19 protein-coding genes are annotated in these 21386 nt (G+C 68.9%); 9 read left to right on the forward strand and 10 right to left on the reverse strand.

Going from position 1 to position 21386, the window contains the following annotated elements; genetic code table 11:
* Positions 1–4: 4 nt before the first annotated feature.
* Positions 5–634, reverse strand: coding sequence for a glutathione S-transferase family protein (locus tag FOY91_RS03315; protein WP_145148110.1), 630 nt, complete (start codon positions 632–634; stop codon positions 5–7).
* Positions 635–718: 84 nt separating this feature from the next.
* Positions 719–1483, reverse strand: a complete 765-nt coding sequence (locus FOY91_RS03320; protein ID WP_145148112.1) for a hypothetical protein — start codon at positions 1481–1483, stop codon at positions 719–721.
* 124 nt (positions 1484–1607) lie between these two features.
* Between FOY91_RS03320 and FOY91_RS03325 the strand changes: the two genes are divergently transcribed.
* Positions 1608–2474, forward strand: a complete 867-nt coding sequence (locus FOY91_RS03325; RefSeq protein ID WP_145148114.1) for an alpha/beta fold hydrolase — start codon at positions 1608–1610, stop codon at positions 2472–2474.
* Positions 2475–2501: 27 nt separating this feature from the next.
* Here the strand turns inward: FOY91_RS03325 and FOY91_RS03330 are convergent, their stop codons facing one another.
* The 3 genes from FOY91_RS03330 to FOY91_RS03340 form a co-directional block, all read right to left on the reverse strand.
* Complete coding sequence (locus FOY91_RS03330; protein WP_238995213.1) at positions 2502–3773, reverse strand: cytochrome P450; 1272 nt, start codon at positions 3771–3773, stop codon at positions 2502–2504.
* A 31-nt stretch (positions 3774–3804) separates the two neighbouring features.
* The gene (locus FOY91_RS03335) at positions 3805–4596 is read right to left on the reverse strand and encodes an enoyl-CoA hydratase-related protein (protein ID WP_145148118.1); all 792 of its coding nucleotides are present in this window, start codon (positions 4594–4596) and stop codon (positions 3805–3807) included.
* A gap of 116 nt (positions 4597–4712) precedes the next feature.
* Positions 4713–6251, reverse strand: coding sequence for an acyl-CoA synthetase (locus tag FOY91_RS03340; protein WP_145148120.1), 1539 nt, complete (start codon positions 6249–6251; stop codon positions 4713–4715).
* Between the two features lie 123 nt (positions 6252–6374).
* On the opposite strand from FOY91_RS03340, the gene FOY91_RS03345 reads away from it, so the two are divergent.
* Positions 6375–6725 carry a hypothetical protein gene (locus FOY91_RS03345; protein ID WP_145148122.1) on the forward strand — a complete coding sequence of 117 codons (351 nt, stop codon included), beginning with the start codon at positions 6375–6377 and terminating at the stop codon, positions 6723–6725.
* A gap of 48 nt (positions 6726–6773) precedes the next feature.
* Complete coding sequence (locus FOY91_RS03350; RefSeq protein ID WP_145148124.1) at positions 6774–7538, forward strand: SDR family NAD(P)-dependent oxidoreductase; 765 nt, start codon at positions 6774–6776, stop codon at positions 7536–7538.
* A gap of 75 nt (positions 7539–7613) precedes the next feature.
* Here FOY91_RS03350 and FOY91_RS03355 read toward each other — a convergent pair whose 3' ends face one another.
* The 3 genes from FOY91_RS03355 to FOY91_RS03365 are packed head-to-tail and all read right to left on the reverse strand — an operon-like array spanning position 7614 to position 11839.
* Entirely contained in the window at positions 7614–9158 is a 1545-nt protein-coding gene (locus FOY91_RS03355; RefSeq protein ID WP_145148126.1) for a class I adenylate-forming enzyme family protein, read from the reverse strand.
* 13 nt (positions 9159–9171) lie between these two features.
* A complete protein-coding gene (locus FOY91_RS03360; protein WP_145148129.1) occupies positions 9172–10506 on the reverse strand; it encodes a cytochrome P450 in 1335 nt (444 codons plus the stop codon).
* Between the two features lie 55 nt (positions 10507–10561).
* Positions 10562–11839: an MFS transporter gene (locus tag FOY91_RS03365; RefSeq protein WP_162527110.1), complete on the reverse strand. Its 1278-nt coding sequence runs from the start codon at positions 11837–11839 to the stop codon at positions 10562–10564.
* Positions 11840–12155: 316 nt separating this feature from the next.
* Between FOY91_RS03365 and FOY91_RS03370 the strand changes: the two genes are divergently transcribed.
* The 6 genes from FOY91_RS03370 (at position 12156) to FOY91_RS22230 (ending at position 19582) form a co-directional block, all read left to right on the forward strand.
* Positions 12156–14465, forward strand: coding sequence for a TonB-dependent receptor (locus FOY91_RS03370; protein ID WP_145148133.1), 2310 nt, complete (start codon positions 12156–12158; stop codon positions 14463–14465).
* A gap of 135 nt (positions 14466–14600) precedes the next feature.
* Positions 14601–16712 (forward strand): acetate--CoA ligase family protein, encoded by a 2112-nt coding sequence (locus FOY91_RS03375; protein ID WP_145148135.1) that lies wholly within the window; start codon positions 14601–14603, stop codon positions 16710–16712.
* Positions 16709–17929, forward strand: coding sequence for a thiolase family protein (locus tag FOY91_RS03380; RefSeq protein ID WP_145148137.1), 1221 nt, complete (start codon positions 16709–16711; stop codon positions 17927–17929). The genes FOY91_RS03375 and FOY91_RS03380 overlap by 4 nt, the downstream gene beginning before the upstream one ends.
* Entirely contained in the window at positions 17926–18327 is a 402-nt protein-coding gene (locus FOY91_RS03385; protein ID WP_145148139.1) for a Zn-ribbon domain-containing OB-fold protein, read from the forward strand. Before FOY91_RS03380 ends, FOY91_RS03385 begins: the two co-directional genes overlap by 4 nt.
* A 117-nt stretch (positions 18328–18444) precedes the next feature.
* Positions 18445–19083, forward strand: a complete 639-nt coding sequence (locus FOY91_RS03390; protein WP_145148141.1) for a glutathione S-transferase family protein — start codon at positions 18445–18447, stop codon at positions 19081–19083.
* Between the two features lie 7 nt (positions 19084–19090).
* Positions 19091–19582, forward strand: a complete 492-nt coding sequence (locus FOY91_RS22230; protein ID WP_238995214.1) for a hypothetical protein — start codon at positions 19091–19093, stop codon at positions 19580–19582.
* A 174-nt stretch (positions 19583–19756) separates the two neighbouring features.
* Here the strand turns inward: FOY91_RS22230 and FOY91_RS03400 are convergent, their stop codons facing one another.
* Positions 19757–20230, reverse strand: coding sequence for a MarR family winged helix-turn-helix transcriptional regulator (locus FOY91_RS03400; RefSeq protein WP_145148143.1), 474 nt, complete (start codon positions 20228–20230; stop codon positions 19757–19759).
* Between the two features lie 124 nt (positions 20231–20354).
* Entirely contained in the window at positions 20355–21236 is an 882-nt protein-coding gene (locus FOY91_RS03405; protein ID WP_238995216.1) for a GDSL-type esterase/lipase family protein, read from the reverse strand.
* Between the last annotated feature and the right edge of the window lie 150 nt (positions 21237–21386).

A 21386-nucleotide genomic window follows, 5' to 3' on the forward strand; every position in this document is an offset into this window, starting at 1 on the left:
GATCTCAGCGGCCGGGGATCATCATCAACGGCCCGCCGACCTCCACCGCGCGCCGGAAGCCGGGATGATCCTGCAGCCGTTCCCAGTAGGCCGCCAGTGCCGGGCGAGGCGCAAGGAAACCGCCCGCCTCCGCCATCGCCATGCAATAGGACATCTGCATGTCGGCCAGCGTCAGGTCGTCGCCCATGAGGAACCGCCCCTCGCCAACGCCCGCGGCGATATAATCGAGCGCCTTGTCCAGTTCCGGCCCGGCGAACCGTTGCAGCGCATCGGGCAGGCCGCCGCCCATCCGGCCCATCAGGTTGAACATCAGCGGCATCATCAGCGAGCTTTCGGCATAATCCAGCCACTCGTCATGCAGGGCCGCCGCCGTCGTGCCGGGCGCCGGCATGAAACGGCCCTCGCCGTAGCGGGTCGCGATATAGCGCAGGATCGTGGCGGATTCGGTGAGCACCAGATCGCCGTCGACGATCGTCGGCGCCTTGCCCAGCGGGTGCACCGCCTTCAGTTCGGGCGGCGCCCGGCGCTGCTCGTTGCGCTGGTGCGTGACCAGCTCATAATCGATGCCCAATGCTTCGAGCAGCCAGATGATGCGGGACGAACGCGAGGTTTCGAGGTGGTGCAGGGTCAGCATGAACGTTCCTTGGGGCTGCCAGCGATCGGCGATCGCCGGGCTGTTCGGGGAAGGGGGGCGGCGCGTACCGCCCCCACGAGGTCGTCAGCCCCTGCCGGGATAGACCGAGAGATCGCCGCCATAGGCGATGCCGCCCGGCCAGAACTCGGTGCCGCTGATCTTGCGGAAATAATGCACCGTCCGCGCGAGCGACCCCGCGCTCGACCGTGGCTCCATCGCGATCCCGCTGGGCGAGTGGCCAAGCGCGCGGGCGGCGAAATCCTGCACGGTGAAGGCCAGATCGTCGGTCTGCTGCGCGGTCATCACCAGCTGGTCGCCCGGGCAGTAGCGCTTCGGCTCGATCTGGACGTCGGAAAGCTCGCCGCGCACCATCGCGACATGGCCGGGCACGTTGGCCACCTCGACGCTGTGCACGTCGTCGTACCACGTCATATATTCCTTGTAGCGACCGATCGTGTAGTTGGCGAGGATCACGCTGATGCCCGAGAGCGGCTTGTCGCGCTGCCAGTTGGGGCTGCCCTTCCAGTCGCTGTAGAGGCGGTAGGTATAGAGCCGCTCCGTCTCGTCCTCGATCAGGCCGGCGTCGCGCGCATCGGCGATCAGCGGGCCGAGTGCGGGCACGTCGATCTTGGGATCGGGCAGGTCGAACTCATAGACGCTCATGTAGCGCCACGGCTGCGGCGCGTCGGGGCCGCTGATCTGCTCGGGCGTCACCTCGAAGCGATCGGCCATGCGGAGGCCGCGCAGGCCGGCGAGGGCGGCGCGGTGCGGTCCGTCGAACCACGCGGCATAAGCGTCGGCCTTGCCATCGGGCACGTTGTGCAGGTGGATCGTGGTGTACAGCGCCATATTTTCTCTCCTGTCCGTCTATGCGATCGTTCACGGCATATTGAAGCCGGGCCGCCGTCAGTGCAACGCCCGTTAGGATAAGAGCTGCGACGAGGCGGGCGCAGGGACGAGCAAAGGGGACGGCATGCAGCGAATCGAGTTCCGGGGGGCGGGCGTGACGATCGTCGGCGATGCGGACGGCCCGGCCGGGGGCGTGCCCCTGATCTTCCTCCACGGCGGCGGTCAGACCCGCCAGAGCTGGGGCCGCGCCATCGCGGAGGCCGCGCGCCGGGGCTATCACGCCATCACGATCGATCTGCGCGGGCATGGCGAGAGCGGCTGGTCGCCGGACGGCCGCTACGGCATCGACCGCTTCGCCGAGGATACGCGCTGCATCATCGAGACGCTGGGGCGGCCCCCGGTGCTGGTCGGCGCGTCGCTCGGCGGGTTCACCGCGCTGCTGGTCGCCGCCGAACCGCCGCCGGCGATCGCCGGGCTGGTGCTGGTCGATATCGCCCCGCGCATCGAGAGCGAGGGCACGGGCGAGATCGGCGCGTTCATGAAGAGCGCGCCCAATGGCTTCGCCTCGCTGGACGAGGCGGCGGACGCCGTGTCCGCCTATCTGCCGCATCGCAAGCGGCCGAAGGATACCTCGGGCCTGATGCGCAACCTGCGCCTGCGCGACGACGGCCGGCTGCACTGGCACTGGGACCCGGCCTTCATCCGCCCGCAGCCAGACGAGCCGCCCCGCGACCCCGCCCGCTTCGAGGCGGCAGCACGCAACATCCACGTGCCCACCCTGCTGCTGCGTGGCGGGAAAAGCCGCGTGGTGAGCGAGGCCGGCGCGCGCGCCTTTCTCGATCTGGTGCCCGGGGCCGAGTGGGTGGACGTGGCCGGCGCCGACCATATGGTCGCGGGCGACGCCAACGACAGCTTCAACACCGCCGTGTTCGATTTCCTCGCGCGCCATGCGCCCGCCGACCCGGCCGGCACCGGCGAACCGGGGTCCTGACCCCGGCCGCCGGCGCCGCGCAGTGGCTCAGGCCGCCGCGCGGTCGTCCTGCCTGAAGCGATAGCGGATCGGCAGGTTCTTCACGCCGCCGACGAAGGTGGCCTCCACGTAACGCGGCTCGCCGGCCTGCTCGACATGATCGATCCGGGCGAGGAACTCGCGCAGGAACGAGGTCAGCTCCATCCGCGCCAGATGCTGGCCCAGGCACAGGTGCGGGCCGGTGCCGAAGGCGAGATGGCGGTTGGGTTTGCGATCGATGCGGAAGGCGAACGGATCGTCGAACACCGCCTCGTCGCGATTGGCCGACGGATAGGAGAGCAGGAAGAAATCCCCCGCCTTCACCGCCTTGCCGGCCACCTCGCAATCCTCCGCTGCCGTACGGCAGAAGTGACGCACCGGCGAGGACCAGCGGATCATCTCGTCCACCGCGCTGCCCACCAGCGTCGGATCGGCACGCAGCTTCGCCATCTGGTCGGGGTTCTGGAGCAGCGCGAGCAGCCCGCCGGCCAGGCTGTAGCTGGTCGTATCGTGCCCCGCCGTGGCGAGGATCAGGAAATAGCCGAACACGTCGCGATCGGCCAGATGCGCGCCGTCGATGCTGGCGTTGGCGATCACGCTGGCGATGTCGTCGCGCGGGTTGGCGCGGCGATCGGCGATGATCGGCTTGAAGTAGTCGAACATCCGCATCATCGGCGTCATGCCGCCGGCCGGGTCGCCGGACTGGAACTCGGGATCCTGGCTGGTCAGCGTCTGCTGCGTCAGCGGCAGCATCAGCGCCTCGTCCTCGGGCGGCACGCCGAGGATCGTCATGATGACGCGCAGCGGATACCACATCGCGATATCGGCCGAGAAATCGCACGCCCCGCCCCGCGCCGCCATCCGGTCGACGAACTCGGTGGCCAGCCCCTCGATGTCGCCGCGGATCACGTTCAGCGCCTTGGACAGGAAGTGCGACTGGCTGATCGACCGGTAGACGCGGTGCTCGCTGCCATCCATGGCGACGAGGTTGCGCATCATGTCCTGATAGCCCTTCCCGCCGGTCGCCGCGCGGGTGCGCTGTTCGTAGGCCAGCGGCAGCATGGCCTGGCGCGGCGCGTTGACGAAGCGCTTGGCGTCCAGTTCGATCGCGGTGATGTCGGCGTGGCGGGTGACGAGCCAAAACGGCGCGGTGGTGCCCGAATCGACGCGCGGCATCGGATCGGTCCGTCGCAGCCGGGCAAGCATTCCGTGCAGCGCGGCATCGTCGGTAAAGGTCCGCGCGTCCGTGATCGCGGCGGCGGGCAGATCGTTTTCCTGCATCGTCATTCTCCGGTTTGGCCGCGTCGCGCGCCTAGCGCCCCGACCAGGTCGGCGCGCGCTTCTCGACGAAGGCGCGCGGGCCTTCCTTGAAATCCTCGGTTCCGCGCAGTGCGGCGAAGCGTTCGGCCACGATCGTGCGCCCCGCCCCGTCGGGCTGCGCCGCACTCGCGCGTGCCGCCTGTAGCGAATATTGCACGGCCAGCGGCGCGTTGGCGGCGATCGCCTCGGCGAGCAGCCGCGCCGTCGCCACGGTTTCGCCCGGTGGCGTCACCCGGTTGACCATGCCCCAACGCAACGCCCCGGCGGCGTCCAGCGGCTCACCGGTGGCGATCAGTTCGTTGGCGATGTTGCGCGGCAGGACCGCCCCGATCCGGTGCACCCCGCCCGCCGCCGCGAGCAGCCCGCGCTTCACCTCGGGCAAGCCGAAGCGTGCCGCCTCCGACGCGACGATCATCTCGCAGGCGAGCGCGAGTTCGCAACCGCCGCCCAGCGCCATGCCCTCCACCGCCGCGATCCACGGCTTCCACCGCTGGGCATAGACGAAGCCGGCGAAGCCGCCCGCCGAGGTCTCGATGCCCTTGCCCGTGCCCGATGCGATCGCGCCGAGATCGGCGCCGGCGCAGAACACCCGGTCGTCGCTGGAGGTGAGGATGACGGCGCGGATATCGGTATCCGCCTCGGTGCTGCGGACGATCGCCTCCAGCGCGGTCGCCATCGCGGGGTTGACCGCGTTGCGCTTCTCCGGCCGGTTCAGCGTGACCAGCCCGACATGCTGACCGATCTTCTCGTAGAGCACAGGCTCCGCGGCTGGACCTTCGTTCATCGCGCTTCTCTCCCAAGCCTGGCGGACCGTCGCTTGCCGCCCGTTCGATCGCCTATCCGTGATATCGCCACACCCGACAAGCACCGGGTGCCCGCCGGCGCATGACGTTGCCGGTCTCAGCCGGCGGGCCAGTAGCGCGCCTTGATGTCCTTCTTGTAGAGCTTGCCGGTTTCCGCCCGGGGCAGCGCGGGATCGAAATCGATGCTGCGCGGGCACTTCACGTCCGCAAGGTGCGCGCGGCACCATGCGATCAGCTCCTGCGCCAGCGCGTCACCGGCGCGGTTCCAGTCGGCGGGCTGGACCACCGCCTTCACCTCCTCGCCGAAATCGGCGTTGGGCACCCCGAACACCGCGACATCGACCACCGCCGGATGCGTGACGAGCAGGTTCTCCACCTCCTGCGGGTAGATGTTCACCCCGCCGGAGATAATCATGAAGTCCTTGCGGTCGGACAGATAGAGATAGCCGTCCTTGTCGAGCCGCCCGACATCACCCATCGTCGACCATTCGGGCCGCAGCGGATTGCGCGAGGCCGCCGTCTTCACCGGATCGTTGTGATAATCGAACGAACGCCCGCCGCCGAAATAGATCGTGCCGGTCTCGCCGACCGGCAGCTCGTTGCCCTCGTCGTCGCAGATATGGATCTGGCCGATGACGGCGCGGCCGACCGAGCCGGGCTTGCGCAGCCACTCCTCGCTGCTGATCGTGACATGGCCGTTGCCTTCCGACCCGGCATAGAATTCCTCGATCACCGGGCCGAGCCAGTCGATCATCGCGCGCTTGATGGGAATCGGACACGGTGCCGCGGCGTGGATAACCGTCTTCAGCGACGACAGGTCGTAGCGCCCGCGCACCGCCTCGGGCAGGCGCAGCAGGCGGATGAACATCGTCGGCACCACCTGCACCGCCGTGACCCGCCACCGCTCGATCGCGGCGAGGAACGCCTCCGGATCGAACTTGGGCATCAGCACCACCGTGCCGCCGAGGGCCTGCACCGCCGTGGTGAAGCCCAGCGGCGCGAGGTGATAGAGCGGCGCGGGCGAGAGATAGACGGTATCGCCGTCGATCCCGTAGAGCCGGCCGAACAATTGCGCGGCGGGATTGGGCTGGATCGGCGAGCCATCGACCGGCGCATAGCGGATGCCCTTGGGGCGGCCGGTGGTACCCGAGGAGTAGCCCATCCGCCCGCCGATCCGCTCGTCGCCGATCGGGGAGGACGGCTGGCCCGCGCAGAGATCCGCCCATTGCGGCAGCCCCTCGATCGCGCCGATGGCGACGATGTCGCGCAACGTCGGCATGGTCGCCCGGATCGCTTCAAGCCCGTGCGCCGTCTGCGCCAGGGCGGCGGCGATCAACACGACCTTCGTCTCGCTGTCGCGCACGATGTAGGCAATCTCGTCGGGCGTCAGGCGGGTGGAGACGGGGACCAGGATCAGCCCGGCCCGCTGCGCCGTCCAGTAGATATCGAGATACTCGGCGCGGTTGTCGCAGATCAGCGCCACCGTGTCGCCGTTGGCCAGGCCGAGCGCGCGCAGGGCATGGGCCGCTCGATTGGCGCGCGCTTCCATTTCGGCGAAGGTGACAGTCTCGCCGCTGTCCGACAGGATCAGCGCCGCTTTGTCCGGGCTTTCCCCGGCCAGTATGCGTGGATGCATCGATTCCCTCTCCCGATGGCTCGCCCTCTGCCATTTAGACGAACGCAGCGGTTGGACAATGAAATGCTTTCGCGTCATTCGTATGCCGGATCAGGATCGGCGCGCAATAAGGCGGGCAAGGTCGTGACGGCGGAAACGCAGAACGGGAGAGAGAATGCCATGCCACGATTTCTGTTGATCGCCATCAACGGCCCGACGAGCGGCGAAGGCGACGAGGCCGCGTACAACGAATGGTACAACAAGGTTCACGCCGCCGACCTCATGTCGATCGACGGCGCGCTCTCCGTCCGGCGGTTCAAGATCGAGGCGCAGAACCGAATCGACAAACCCTATGTCAACGTGACCGAGGTCGAGGGCGAGAGCGCCGAGGCGGTAATGAAGGAGCTGGCGGAGAAAGCGTCCAAGTTCCCGTCCGTGATCGATCGCACCAGCTCGGTCTTCGTGCTTGGCCGGGAAATCACCAAGGACGCCTAGCGGACGGGCACGGCGCCGCCGCACCACATCAAAGACGAGGAGAATGGAATGAGCATTGCCGGCAAGGTCGCGATCGTAACGGGTGGGTCGCGCGGCATCGGCCGTGCCTATGCCGAGGCGCTGGCGGACGCGGGGGCGGCGGTCATGATCGCCGACCTGCTCGAGGCCGAGGGCGCCAAGGCGGTCGAGGCGATCCGGGCGAAGGGGCAGAAGGCCGCCTTCCGCAAGGTCGACGTCGCCAATCTGGAGGCGACCGAGGCGATGGCGCAGGCCACCGCCGACGAGTTCGGCGGGATCGACATCCTGGTGAACAACGCCGCGATGTTCGCCTCGCTGAAGGGCGGGCCCATGAGCGACATCTCGGTGGAGCGGTGGGATCGCACGATGGCGGTCAACATCCGCGGCCCGTGGCTGTGCACGCGCGCGGTGGTGCCGTTCATGCGCCAGCGCGGCGGCGGCGCGATCGTCAACCAGACGTCGATCTCGGCGTTCGGCATGGCCGGGATGCTCGATTACACCTCGTCCAAGGCGGCGGTGATCGGCATGACCAAGAGTGCGGCAAGCGAGCTGGGGCGCGACAACATCCGCGTCAACGCGATCGCGCCGGGCGGCACCGCGACCGAAGGCTTCTCGGAGATCATGGGCGGCAACCTCGATGCCGCCGAGCAGCGCGCCAAGGCCACCCAGCTCATCGCCGCGCAGATCCAGCCGGAGGACATGACCGGCACGCTGATGCTGCTGGTAAGCGACGGCGCCAGGTTCATCACCGGCCAGACCATCGTGGTGGACGGCGGCAAGTACTTCCTCGGCTGAAACCGGCCCGGTGGAAACAGGACGGGCGGGGCCATCGCGGCCCCGCCCGTCGCTTTCTTCCCCGTCGCGCTACCGTCAGGCCGGGCGGTCGAGCGCCTTGGCCATCATGGCCGCGATCTGCCGGCGCGCCACCTTGTTGCTCGGCAGCATCGGCACTTCCTCGCGCGTGATCGCCACATAGGCGCGCGGCACCTTGTAGCTGGACAGTCGCTTGCGCAGCGTGGCCTGCACCTGATCGAAATCGAGCACGGCGCCCTCGCGCGGCACCACGGCGGCAACGATGAACTGCCCCCGCTCCGCATCGGGCAGGCCGATGACGTAGGCGGAGTGGATGCCTTCCAGCTGCTGCATCTCCATCTCCACCTCGGCGGGCGACACGTTGGAGCCGGCGGCCTTAATCATGTCGCCGTCACGCCCGACGAAGTGGATGCGGTTGCCCTCGATCAGCCCCAGGTCGCCGGTACGGTAATAGCCGTCGGGCGTGAAGTAATCGGCGCGCTCCAACTTGTGCAGCCCCGGCGTCAGCGCGACGCCGCGGACCTGGATCTCGCCGGTGCCGCCATCGGCCACGGGCTGCCCCTCGGCATCGACCACCCGCACCTCATAGCCTTCCGCGATATGGTCGATCGGCGCGCACAGCGGATGGCCGGGCGCCCGCAGCACATCGCCATAGGAATAGGGACCGAACGTCTCGCTCATCCCCAGCCCCCAGAACGGGCGCGACTGCGCCATCGGCTCGAGGTCCTTCTCCGACAGCACGGTGCCCATCGCCGACAGGCTGTTGGTGGCGGTGCCCTCGGTGCAGAGCGACGTTCCGCCCACCGCCAGGGTCGGCAGCAGCAGCAGCCCGAGGCCACCGACCCAGAACAGCGGCAGGCTGATCGGGAACTGGGGGTAGCGCGTGCGCTCGGTGATGTCGGCGAGATAGGCGGTGCGGAACAGCACCGGGCCGTGAAGATGCCTGACGCCCTTGGGCAGCGCCATCGACCCCGAGGTGTAGATCTCGACGATCTGGTCGGTCGGATGGACCTCGGCCTCGACGGCCTGGAGCAACGTATCGCTCACGCTGGCGGCGGCATCGGTCAGCGCGCTCATCGGCTGGATGGTCGCGGGGAGCGCATCGCCCGACGAGACGATCCAGCGCAGGTACGGCGCGCGATCGATGCGCAGGTCGGGGCCGGTTGCCTCGCGAAGCTCGGGCAGTGCATCGCACAGGCGTGCGACGAAATCGTGGCCTAGCAGCGAGCGCTGGACGATCAGCCCCTGCACGTCGGACTGGCGCAGTACGCGGACCAGTTCGTCCGCCTTGATGAGCGTGCTGATCGGCACCGCCACGGCACCGATCCGCGCGATCGCCGCAAACACCCGCACGAAGGCGGGCCCGTTGCCGTGGATGAAGCCGATGCGGCTTCCCTTGCCGGCCCCGCGCGCGATCAGCCCGCGCGCCAGCTCGGCCGACTGGGACTCCAGCCCGGCAAAGCTCATCGCCTCGTCGGGCAGGGTCTGCCCCGCCAGCGTCACGGCCGGCGTATCGCCATAGGCCGCCGCGATGGCGCGAACGAACCGGGGGAATGTGCGCGCCGCCCGGGGATCACTCGCGTCTTGAACTTCGGTGGTCACTGTCGGTCTCCGGTCAATCGAATCGTACTTTCAGGTGGTTCACGCCCCGCGCGTGCAACCCGCCGATGATCTTGGGCCGCTCCACCCGGTCATCGAACCGGAGCTTGGGGAAGCGATCCAGCAGCGCGTTGATCGCCGCGTCCATCTCGGCCTCGGCGACGAACCGGCCGAGGCAGGTATGCGGGCCGGCGGCAAAGCCGATGTGCCGCTTCATCGGGCGGTGCAGGTCGTAGCGGTCGGGATCCTCCCACCGCTGGGGATCACGGTTGCCCGCGCCCAGGCACACGTCGATGATCGCGCCCTCAGGGATCTCCACCCCGCCCAGCACGCTGGCCTTCGTGGTCAGGCGGTGGAACATCGGATCGGTGCAGTTCCAGCGCACGCCTTCCTGGATCGCCGGCTCCATCAGCGTGCGGTCGGCGCGCAACGCCTCCAGCTGCTCCGGGTTGGAAAGCAGCGCGAAGATCGTGATGCCGAGCTGGCGGTAGGTGGTGCCGCCGCCCGCCAGCAGCAGCAGCCGCGAGAAGGAGATGATGTCGTCGTCGCTGAGGCGCGAGACCTTGCCCTCCGCATCGGTGAACGGCGCATCGATCAGCCGCGAGATCAGGTCGTCCTGCCGTTCCCGCCGCCGTTCCCCGATCGCGGCGAGCAGCACCGAGCGCACCTTGGCATGGTTCGCCGCATGGTCCGTGCCCTCGACCGCCATGCTGCCTACCAGCGCATCACGGAACTCTAGCGCCTCGTCGGAGGACAGGCCATAGGCGGCGGTGACGGTGTGCATCGGCAGGCGCGCGCACAGTTGCAGCGAAAGGTCCGCCGACCCCGCCCCGGCGATCTGGTCGAGCAGGGTGTCGACGAACGGTTCGATCCACTTCTCGCGCCACCAGCCCATCGCCTGCTGGCGCGTGAGCATCGGCTGGATCGAGGAGCGGTAGCGGGCATGCTCGTTGCCGATCATCGTCAGCACGGTATGGCCGATGCTCGTCATCACCGACGGCATTTCCTGATAGTGCAGCGACGAATAGGTCATGTTGTCCTGCAACGCCTTGCTGCCGGCGTCGAAGGTGAGCGTGGTGTAATGCGGCCGCTGCTTGTCGAAGAACGGGTTGGAGATGCCGGTCAGCGCCTCCTCCAGATCGCCCGGATAAACCCCGCCCTTTTCGCGCAGGGCGGCGAACAGCGGATAGGGATCGGCGATCAGCGCATGGCCGCCCGCAGTCGATTCGCGCTCGACGTTGAAGATTTCCTCGTAGCGGGGATCATCGCTCGTGAGCGCACCGTTCTCGCCTGACACCCCGTCCTCCGTTCCGCCGTTCCGGCAATGATCGTTGCCCGGGGCATTCCGCATCGCCGCCGCCTTGTCAAATCGCGAGGCGCCCGCCCGGGGCGGCGCGGGCGGTCGTTCAGGCCACGACCGGCGTCGGCGCGGGTACGCGATCGAGCACGAGCGCCAGGCTCGGCTGCCGGCCGAGCATCAGGATCGCGCCCACGCCGGCGACGAGCAGCGGCACGCAGGTCCACAGCAGGCCGTCATAGCTGCCGGTCGAATCGTAGATCAGGCTGCCGACGAACGGCCCCGAACCGACCGCCAGCGCGGTGCAGCCCTGCACCAGCCCGAGGAAGGCGGAATAGTTCCTCACCCCCAGATAGCGGGCGGTGAGGAAGGCGATGATGTCCACCTCCGCGCCGAGCGAGGCCCCCAGCACGATCGCGATCAGCAGCGCGTGGATGAAGCTGCCGTCGTAATGGAACAGGCCGAGCAGGGCGACGAGCGGGATGGCGAAGGCCACCGCCGCGACCGCCGTGCTGCTGAACCGGTCGAGCAGGAAGCCGGTGGTCAGCCGGCCCGCGATGGAGCAGAGCCCGACCGCGCTCACCGCCGCCGCCGCCGAGGCGCGGTCCAGCCCCTTGCCCGTGACGAACGGCACGAAATGGGCCATCAGCGCCAGCACCGAGAAGGCGAAGACCATTGAGGCGGCCAGCAGGTAGAGGAACGCCGGCGACACGACGGCCGTCCGCAGATCGGCCGCCGAAAGCGGCACGCGCTTCGGCGCCGCCGGCCCGTCCGTCATCGGATCGCGCGATTTTCGACGATCGAACAGCAGAAGCGCCAGCGGCAGCACGATCGCCACGGCGAAGAACGGGATGATGCCGAACGCCGGACGCCACCCGTAATTCTCGATGGTCGCCTCCACCACCAGCGGGGTGAGACTGGAACTGAGGCCCGTTCCGGCCAGCGCGACGGCCAGCGCCAGCCCGCGCGAGGCCTTGAACCGGCTGACGATCGCGGCCGTCCATACCGAGGCAGTGACGAGCGGGAAGGCGAGCGCGATCAGCAGCCAGTTGCCGTACCACTGCCATTCGCGGCCGCTCGTCAGCGTCAGCAGCGCCACGGCCGCACCGTAGAGCAGCAGCCCCGGGATCACCACGCGCCGCGGCCCGAGCCGGTCGGCCAGCCGGCCCGCGAAGAAGATGCCGATCGCCGCCGCGACGCTGAGGATGAACGGGCCGGTGGTGATGACCGTCCGGCTCCAGCCGAACTCCCGCTCCAGCGGGGCGAAGAACAGGCCTTGCGAGTAGAGATGCGCCGTCGAGAGCGATATCCCGAGCGACGCCACGAGCACGGTCGTCCAGTTCGATCGCCATTCCGCGACCGCAGTTTCGTCAGGCCCGTTCTGCACCTTCATCCTCCGCCTGTGCCATTACTGGACAGTCACATCCTTGTGATCCGCCGCCGCTGGTGATCCGCTGCGGCATCACCGCCGCCATTTCATGCGGCTTTCGTATGAACGCGCAAGCCGTGAGCGACAACGCGACATAATGCCACAGAGCGATTGCATTAATCGATCGATTGTTGCAAGGCCGATCCATGACGCCGGTGTACGGACGGACGGGGGATGAAACCCGCGCCGTGCCGATCGTCGACAGTCAGGACACCAGGGTTGCACGGCGGGCACAAGCACCGCGCCGGCGAAGACAGAATGAGGGGGAGGATCGATGATTTCGACCAACGGACGCCATTGCGTGGCGGGTTTGAAGTGCGGCGTCGCGCTGGCGGCAATGCTGGCCGCCGCAGCCCAGGCGCAGGTTTCGCCGGACGCCGCGCCCGCAGGCACCACCTCGACGGCGACCGCAGCGCCCGAGCCCGAGAACGCCAACGACATCATCGTCACCGCCCAGCGCCGCGCCGAGCGGCTTGAGAGCGTGCCGGTCGCGATCGTCGCGCTCAGCGGCGACACGCTCGCCAAGTCGGGCGTCCAGCGGCTCACCGATCTCGGCCAGGTGGCCACCGGCGTGCAGATCAACCGTGGCGGCTCGTTCACCCAGCCGGCCATCCGCGGCATCACCACGCTGACGCTCGGCTACGGCTTCGAGAACAACGTCGCGGTGTATGTCGACGGTTTCTATCAACCGGACATGGTCACCATCAACGGCGATCTCGCCAACCTTTCCAGCGTGCAGGTGCTGAAAGGCCCGCAGGGCGCGCTGTACGGCCGCAACGCCACCGCCGGCGCGATCGTGATGGAGACGCTCACGCCGTCCAAGGATCTCACCGCGAACGGCCAGGCCTCCTATGGCCGCTTCAACGACTATCGCCTGCAGGGCTACGTTTCCGGTCCGATCAACGAGAAGATCTCGGTCGGGGTGGCGGCCTATTACCGCAGCAGCGACGGCTACATCACGGACATCGGCGCCGATCCGGTTTCCAAGTCCGACGATACCGATGCCGCGCCGCTGAAGAATTTCTCCCTGCGCGGCAAGATCCTGCTCGAACCGACCGACAACCTCAAGGTCACCCTCGGCTACAACCACGGCTTCGTCGAGGATTCGCGCGGTGTCGTCTATACCGTCAACCGCTATCCTTCGGCGGCGATCCGCAACATCCCGGGCCGCGCGACGGAGCGCGACACGGCATCGTCCTCGATCCCGGCGAACGCCAAGGCCAAGGCCGATGAGTTCACCGGCAAGATCACGCTCGATACCGGCATCGGCACGCTCTCGTCCTATACCGGCTATGCGAAGCGCCACAGCAATTCGGTGTTCGATTTCGACGCCTCCCGGCCGGTCCTGACCCAGTCGTCCTCCACCGACATCGAGCAGCGCACATTCCAGCAGACGCTGGATTACTCGATCAACGCGATCAACAATCTCGATCTGATCGTCGGCGCCTTCTACTATAACGACAAGCTCACGGTGGGCGACGCCAAGGTCTATGCCGGTTCCATCGATGCCGCCGGCCTGATCCGTTTCCAGGACGACCTGCTGACGTCGAAGGCCTACGCCTTCTATCTCGATGCGACCTACCACCTCACCGATCGCCTGTTCCTGACCGGCGGCGTCCGCTACAGCCACGAGAAGCGTCGCATCGCCTACACCGAGTTTCGCGGCACATCGGTGAACGCGCCGGCAGCGGTGTTCCCGCCCGCCGACAAGTCCGCCACGTTCAGCTCGGCCACGCCGCGCGCCGTGCTGCGCTACGAGCTGGCCGACCGCACCAACGTCTATGCCTCCTTCTCCACCGGCTTCCGCTCGGGCGTGTTCAACCCCACCGCCGCCGCCTCGCCGGCGCTGGTGATCCCGATCAAGCCGGAAAAGCTGCGCGCCTACGAAGTCGGCTTCAAGACCGCCTCGTCGACGTTCCGCCTCGATACCGCGGCCTATTACTATGATTTCCGCAACCTGCAGGTCGGCGTCACCACCCAGATCCCCGGTCCGCCGATCCAGGTGGTCCAGCTCATCAGCAACGCCAAGAAGGCGGAGGTCTATGGTGCCGAGGCGCAGGCGACCTTCACCCCGGTGCGGGATCTCAACCTGCGCGCGGGTGTCTCCTACGTCCATGCCCGCTACAAGGACTTCAAGAACGCGACGGGCGTGGGCCTGAACACCACGACCCAGACGAACGTCACCGGGCAGGTGCAGGATTGGTCGGGCAAGCAGATGGCGCGCGCGCCGGGCTTCACCTCCAACGTCGGCGTGGACTACACGATCGATCTGGCCGGTGGCCGCCTCGCCGCTTCGGCCAACGGCAGCTACACCTCGTCGTTCGTCGTGGCCAATCCGTCGCTGTTCGGCCCCCTGGCCGGCGCCGCCCTGGCGAACAAGCAGCGCTACCGCCAGAAGGGCTATGCCCTGCTCAACGCGCAGCTCAACTGGACCGACCCGAGCGGCCATTACACGCTGGGCGTCTATGGCGACAACATCACCAACACGCGCTTCAACTTCGTCCTTTCGGGCGGCGCGTTCGGCGATTATTCGCAGGGCAACGAACCGGTGACCTACGGCGTGCGCGCCGGCTTCAAGTTCTGAGGCCGGCCGGCACGACCGGATGATATCCGGCCCGGCCGACGTCGCAGCCGCGGCGTCGGCCGGGTCGACTGCACATGAAGGCCCCGGCCCGGGACGAACGACCGGGCCTGCGAGACGCGGGCCCGGGAGAGAAGAATGACAGACGGCACCGGCGCAGGCACTCACCGGCTCGACCGGCTGCTCAATCCGCGGTCGATCGCGATCGTCGGTGCGTCCGAACGCAACCATTACTCCAATCTCGCCATGCGCGCGCTGCGCGGGCTGGGCTTCGACGGGCCGCTGCAACTGGTGAACCAGCGCGGCGCGCCCGCCTACGGGATGGAGAGCGTCACGAAATGCTCGGCGCTGGCCGAACCGGTAGATGCCGCCTACCTGTGCGTGCCCGTCGCCGGCCTGATCGATACGGTGCGCGACGCGATCGACGCCGGCATCCGCAACCTCGTGATCGTCACCTCGGGCTTCGCCGAACTCGGCGGCGAGGGCGCCGCGCGCGAGGCGGAGCTGAAGGCGATGTGCGCCGCCAGCGACACGCGCGTCATCGGGCCGAACTCGCTCGGCTATCGCAACAATCTCGGCCGGGTCGCGCTCGGCTCGATCCCGTTCGTCGAACAGCCAACCCGGCCGACCATCGCGCTGATCTCGGCAAGCGGCTCGGTCGCATCGTCGGTGATCAACTACGGCATCCGCCAGGGCACCGGCTTCACCCACGTGATCGCCACCGGCAACGAGATGAACGTCTCGACCGCCGACATCATCGATTACCTGATCGGCATCCCCGAGGTGCGCGCCATCGCCCTGTTCATCGAGCAGGTCCGCGATCCGGCCACGTTCGCCGCCGCCGCCGAACGCGCGCGGCTGGCCGGCAAGCCGATCGTGGCGCTGAAGATCGGCTCGGCGGAAACCACCGCCGCCGTGGCCGCCGCGCATACCGGCGCGGCCGTCGGCGACGACAAGGTGTTCGACGCCGTCTGCCACCGGCTGGCGATCGTGCGGGTGCGCACGATCGAGGCGCTCGTCGTCACCGCCGCCACGCTGGCGGCGACCGGCCCGATCGCGCGGCCGGGCGTCGGCCTCGTCTCGATTTCGGGCGGCATCTGCGAGATCGCCTCGGATTACGGCGAGGCTGCGGGCGTCTCGATCCCGCAGTTCGCCGAGCCGACGCGGGCCGCGCTCGCCGCCGTGCTCTCCGATCTGGGGCAGATGCACAATCCGCTCGACATGACGGGCGCGGCGGTGCGCGACGAGGACCTGTGGATCAAGGTGCCGCAGATCCTGGCGCGCGATCCCGCGATCGGGATCACCCTCATCAACTGGGACGTGCCGTCGGTGGCGGAGCCGAGCATGCCCAACACGCTCGCCCTGATCGGTCGCGCGCTTGCGGAGACGACCGCGCCGGCCCTGTTGATCGCCAACAGCGAGAATGCGGTCAACGAGCATGGCCGTGCCTATCTGGACCAGCATGGCCAGCTGTTCTCGCTGCCCGGCATCGGCAAGGGCATGGAGGCCGTCGGCAAGCTGGCCTGGTGGTCCGAGCGGGTCGGCCGCCCGCCCCTGCCCGCCGCCGCTCCGGCCGCGCCGGCGGGCGCCGCGCACCCGGTGGACGAACGCCAGACGCTCGACCATCTGGCGACGCACGGCGTGCCGGTGATCCCCACCCGAATCGTCCGCACGGCCGACGAAGCCGTCGCCGCCGCGCAGGCGATCGGCGAGCCTGTCGTGCTCAAGATCCTCTCGGCCGATATCGCGCACAAGAGCGAGGTCGGCGGCGTGGCGCTCAACCTTGCGGGCGATGCGGCGGTGGCGCAGGCCTTCGACACGATGATGGCCACGGTGCGCGAGCGGGCACCCGCCGCCGCGATCGAGGGCGTCATCGTCGCGCCGATGCGCTCGGGCGGTATCGAGCTGCTCGTCGGCATCGCGCGCGACCCGCAGTGGGGGCTGGTCTGCGCCGTCGGGCTCGGCGGCTTCTGGGTCGACGCGCTGGGCGACACCGCCCTGTGCCTGCTGCCCGCGGGCAGGGACGACATCGTCGCCGCCTTCCGCTCGCTGCGCGGCGTCAGGATGCTGGAAGGTTATCGCGGCGCGGCGCCGGTCGATCTCGACGCGGTGGCCGAGGTCGTCGTCCGCATCGGCGCGGCGGCGGCGGCGCTGGGAGACGACCTAGCCGCGCTGGAGGTGAACCCGTTGCTCGTCTCGGGCGATCGGATCGAGGCGCTCGATGCGCTGGCGGTGTGGTCGACGCAGTGACCGACGCTCCGGTAACCCGCGACCTCGCCCGGTGCGCCGCGATCGTCGGCGCGGCGGAATATCCCGCCCGCCGCTTTTCCGAGGTGCCGGCCGCAAATAGCCTGGAACAGGCGGCCGATCTGGCGTTGCTGGCGTTGGACGACGCGGGGCTGACGCTGGCCGATGTCGATGGCCTGTCGGTGCGCGGCATCTACGTGACCGATCAGTTCCTGCCCGCCACGCTGGCCGAATATCTCGGCGTGCGGATCGGCTACGGCGGCGCGCCCGATCTGGGCGGGGCGGCCGCCGCCGGCATGGTGTGGCGGGCCGCGGCGGCGATCGAGCGCGGGGTCGCCTCGGCGATCGTCTGCGTATATCCCGGCAACTATCCCCCCGCCCCGCCCCCCGGGGACCGGCAACAGCGGTCGTTCGGCGCCTCCAGCTACCTGCCGGGATCGCCGCAGGCCGAGTTCGAGATTCCCTACGGCCATCTCGGCCAGAACATTCCCTATGCGTTCATCGCGCAGCGTTACGCGCATGCCCACGGCTATGATCCGGAGGCGCTGGCCCGGCTGGTCGTCCACCAGCGCCGCAGCGCCAACGCCAATCCGCACGCGATCTTCCACGGCGAACCGCTGACCGAGGCCGACGTGCTGGCCAGCCGCATGATCGCCGATCCGCTGCGGATGCTGGAGATCGTGCGCCCGATCCGGGGCGGCACGGCGGTGGTCGTGGCGTCGCCCGAGGTGGCGCGGCGGACACGGCACCGGCCGGTGGCGATCAGCGGCTATGGCGAGGGCATCGCACACAAGTCGCCGCAGTTCGCGCGCGACATCCTCGATCCGCCGCTGCGCGAGGCGGCGGCGACCGCCTTCGCGATGGCCGGCCTCACCCCCGGCGACATGGCCGGCGCGCAGATCTACGACTGCTACACGATCGCGGTGCTGATGGCGCTGGAGGCGGCCGGCTTCTGCGCGCCCGGCGCGGGGTTCGGCTTCCTGCGCGGTCACGACATGAGCTTTGCCGGCGACTTCCCGCTGAACACCAACGGCGGCCAGCTCGGCTACGGGCAGGCCGGCGGCGCGGGCGGCATGACGCATGTGATCGAGGGGTATCGACAGGCGGCGGGGCGGGCCGGCGCGCGGCAGATCGCGGGCTGCGACACGATGTTCGTCAGCGGCAACGGAGGCATCATGAGCGAGCAGGTGGCGCTGGTGCTGCAGGGAGCGACGGCATGACCGGCGCGCCCCCGATCGTCACCGAGGTGTCGCGGCCCTGGTGGGAGGCACTGGCGCGCGGCGAGGTCTGCGTCCAGCAATGCACCGCCTGCGATCACTGGATCTTCTACCCCCGGCCGTTCTGCCCGCGCTGCGGCGCGCGCGATCCGGCATGGCGCACGGTGGACGGCGCGGCCACGCTCTACACCTGGTCGGTGGCACGGGTGCCCGTGGCGGCGGCGTTCGCGCATCTCGACGAGCCGATCCTGGCCGTGGCGGAACTGGCGATCGGCATCCGCGTGCCGACGAGCCTGTGCGACATCGCCCCGCAGGATGTCCGTATCGGCATGGCGCTGGCGCCGGTGTTCGACGGCGGCACCTATCCCGGCATCACGCTGCTGCGCTACCGCCCGGCCTGACAGGCAACGATCGCGGAAAGCGGGCATCCGCCCGCCCGTCCGTGCCGGGGCCTGTCGCCCGGCGACACGTTCTATCATGCGACGCCCGACCCCGGGCCATCCCAAGGAGCCAGCCCCATGTTGACCGTTCACCATCTCGGCATTTCGCAGTCCGATCGAATCGTCTGGCTCTGCGAGGAGCTGGAGGTGCCGTACACGCTGGTCCGCTACGATCGCGATCCGCAGACGCGCCTCGCGCCCGCCGACTATCGCGCGCTGCATCCGATCGGCACGGCGCCGATCATCACCGAGGGCGATCTGGTGCTCGGCGAATCCGCCGCCATCGTCGAGTATATCATCAACCGCCACGGCGGCGGGCGGCTGGCGGTGGCACCGGCGGATGCGGCCTACCCCGATTACCTGTTCTGGTTCCACTTCGCCAACGGCTCGTTCATGCCGTCCGCGATGATGGGCATGGTGGGCAGCCTCGTCTCCGGCGAGCACGCCGGCGCCGTGAAAAGCCTGAGCAGCCGGCTGGAGCGCGCCTGGGACATGGTGGAACAGCGGCTGGGCGAAGCGCCCTATCTCGCCGGCGACACCTTTACCGCCGCCGACATCATGACGGTGTTTCCGCTGACGACGATGCGCCTGTTCGTGGCACGTGATCTAGCGAACTACCCCGCGATCAGGGGCTATCTGCAACGGATCGGCGAGCGCCCGGCCTTCCAGCGCGCGATGGCCAAGGCCGATCCGGGCTTCAAGGTGCCGCTCGACTGAGCCACGGGTGACGCTGCCTGCCGGCGGTCGGCAGGACGAGATTTCACGACGGCGCGCCGACCCGATCGAGGGACGGCGCGCCGTCGGCGCATCCGGCGGGCATTCGCCGACCGCCGCCATCCACTTTAAATGCGGCGATGCAGCAAACGCACTTGAAAATAGCCAGCCCCTTTGTAATGAGCATGCTATGCTTTTCACGACCGGAGACTCGACCATGCGTTCCGCCGTTCTTTTCGCCCTTCTCGTTGCCACCGCCGCCCCGGCTCTCGCCGCCGATGTGGCCGCCGATGTTGCGGCCGCACCCGCGGCCCGCCGTGGCGCCATGCTGCGTGACGTGAACAACCTGCGTCTCGGCGCCGTGTCGCGCGTCAACAGCGACGGCTCGGCAGCGATCATCTTCGATTCGCGCATGGTCACGGTACCCGCCACCACGCTGAGCATGGTCGACGGCAAGCTGACGACCTCGCTGACGAAGAAGGAAATCAACTCGATGAAGTGACCGGGCGGCGGGCTTCTGCCCGCCCCCGTCCACGCCGTCGTGTCCGGCCGTGCCGGCGTGAACCTGGTTCACGCAGGCACGGCCGTTCGGCATTATGGGCCCGGCGATCCGCCCGGAGCGCGGTTCACAGCCGCGCTCATACCGCCTCGAAATGCCGGCACGTCGAACGCCCCGCTACAGCGTCTTTTCGAAGTCGTCCTCGTCGTCCGCCGCCTCCAGGGCGGGGCCGGCCTGTATGTTCTCGACGACCCGCTGGAGCAGCGCGCTGAACGTCGCGATCTCCTCGGGCGACAGGCCGCGCGTCATGAGCTGCTCCTCCTCCGCGCCCAGCGCGCCGAGCACCTCCATCAGCGGCACCGCCACCGACGTCAGGTAGACGCGGTTGGCCCGGCGATCGACCGGATCGGCGCGCCGCTCGACACAGCCCACCGCGACCAGCCGGTCGAGGATGCGCCCCGCCGTCACCGAGCTGATCTCCAGTTGCTGCGCCAGATGCTTCTGGGTCGCGCCCTCGGCCAGATGGATCGTCACGATCATGCGCCACTGCGCGCGCGTCAGCCCGATCGAGCGGGCGCGCGCATCGAACCGTGTCCGCAGCATGCGCGCGATCCATGTCAGTCTCATGCCGATGGTGCGCGTCGCGGCCATCCATTCGCCTCCCTGCGACACCCCGGTGTAGCCGCGCGCCCTCGCGATTGCCACCGGATGAGGGAAACCCCGGGTAGTCGCGCCGCCCACCAGCACGCGGGTGATCGCGCGATCCCGTCGGGGTTCAGCGCATCGCGTGCGTCAGCGCCTGCTCGGCCAGCGGGCGCATCAGCGCATAGCCGCTGCGATTGGGATGCAGCCCGTCGTTGGCGAGCGACGGGGCGATCGCCCCACCGGCAATGGCCAACGCCGGATGATAATCCAGATAGATCGCGCCGGCCTGCGCGGCGAGCGCGCGCAGCCGGACGTTCAGGGCGGCGATGCGTTTCGCCGGCCGATCCTTGGTATCCACCGGCGTGATGCCCGCAAGCACCACCTTGATGCCGTTCGCCTTGGCGATGTCGATCATCGCGCGGATGTTGTCGACGATCACCTCGTCCGGCACCGGGCCGGTATTGCCCGCGACGTCGTTGGTCCCGGCGAGGATGTGAACCACCCGCGGGCGCAGCGCGACCACGTCCGGATAGACGCGCAACAGGATCTGCGATGTCGTCTGCCCGCTGATGCCGCGATCGAGCCGGGTGGGCCCGAAGAAATCCGGCTGTGCGAACGCCCAGTATTCAGTGATCGAATCACCGAGGAAGATGGCGTCGGGCTGGACACCGCCGGCCAGCACCGCCGCATTCTCGGCCCGGTAGCGACACAGGTCGGGCCAGTCGCGCGCCCGGCGCGCGGCGGCGTTCTTCTGCACCGCCATCGCCTTCGCCAGCAGCGCCGGCGGCAGCGACGCGAGGCTGAACGCCTTGTCCGGCTGAACGAACTGCTCGATCACGGGCGCGAGGCCTGCCTCCCTGAGCGTGACGGCGCCGACACACGGATCGCCGGGTGCGGGCGTTGCGGGCGATGCGGCGGCGGGCGCCGTCGAAGCGGGTGACGTGACGACGGGCGCGGCCGCCATGGTCGATCCCGCCGGCATGGCGGCAAGAAGAAAGCCGATCCACCACATCCCCGACACCCCGTTTCCTCCCCGCCCGTCTCGCAACCGACCGCATGGGGCGATGCTATTGCATCGTCGGCCGATGTAAAGGACGGCCCGTAGTCGCCGTCCCCCCGCGCGCCACGGTCGCCCGGCCCGCGACAGGTGGCATCGGTCGCA

This window comes from Alterirhizorhabdus solaris, assembly GCF_007785815.1.
In the GTDB taxonomy this organism is placed as follows: domain Bacteria; phylum Pseudomonadota; class Alphaproteobacteria; order Sphingomonadales; family Sphingomonadaceae; genus Alterirhizorhabdus; species Alterirhizorhabdus solaris.

Coding starts and splice junctions, on each gene's coding strand:
- FOY91_RS03375 (WP_145148135.1), top strand. CDS start 14,601: ATGACAGACGGCACCGGCGCAGGCACTCACCGGCTCGACCGGCTGCTC.
- FOY91_RS03325 (WP_145148114.1), top strand. CDS start 1,608: ATGCAGCGAATCGAGTTCCGGGGGGCGGGCGTGACGATCGTCGGCGAT.
- FOY91_RS03370 (WP_145148133.1), top strand. CDS start 12,156: ATGATTTCGACCAACGGACGCCATTGCGTGGCGGGTTTGAAGTGCGGC.
- FOY91_RS03320 (WP_145148112.1), bottom strand. CDS start 1,483: ATGGCGCTGTACACCACGATCCACCTGCACAACGTGCCCGATGGCAAG.
- FOY91_RS03315 (WP_145148110.1), bottom strand. CDS start 634: ATGCTGACCCTGCACCACCTCGAAACCTCGCGTTCGTCCCGCATCATC.
- FOY91_RS03390 (WP_145148141.1), top strand. CDS start 18,445: ATGTTGACCGTTCACCATCTCGGCATTTCGCAGTCCGATCGAATCGTC.
- FOY91_RS03350 (WP_145148124.1), top strand. CDS start 6,774: ATGAGCATTGCCGGCAAGGTCGCGATCGTAACGGGTGGGTCGCGCGGC.
- FOY91_RS03360 (WP_145148129.1), bottom strand. CDS start 10,506: ATGCGGAATGCCCCGGGCAACGATCATTGCCGGAACGGCGGAACGGAG.
- FOY91_RS03330 (WP_238995213.1), bottom strand. CDS start 3,773: ATGCAGGAAAACGATCTGCCCGCCGCCGCGATCACGGACGCGCGGACC.
- FOY91_RS03405 (WP_238995216.1), bottom strand. CDS start 21,236: ATGTGGTGGATCGGCTTTCTTCTTGCCGCCATGCCGGCGGGATCGACC.
- FOY91_RS03385 (WP_145148139.1), top strand. CDS start 17,926: ATGACCGGCGCGCCCCCGATCGTCACCGAGGTGTCGCGGCCCTGGTGG.
- FOY91_RS03335 (WP_145148118.1), bottom strand. CDS start 4,596: ATGAACGAAGGTCCAGCCGCGGAGCCTGTGCTCTACGAGAAGATCGGT.
- FOY91_RS03340 (WP_145148120.1), bottom strand. CDS start 6,251: ATGCATCCACGCATACTGGCCGGGGAAAGCCCGGACAAAGCGGCGCTG.
- FOY91_RS03400 (WP_145148143.1), bottom strand. CDS start 20,230: ATGGCCGCGACGCGCACCATCGGCATGAGACTGACATGGATCGCGCGC.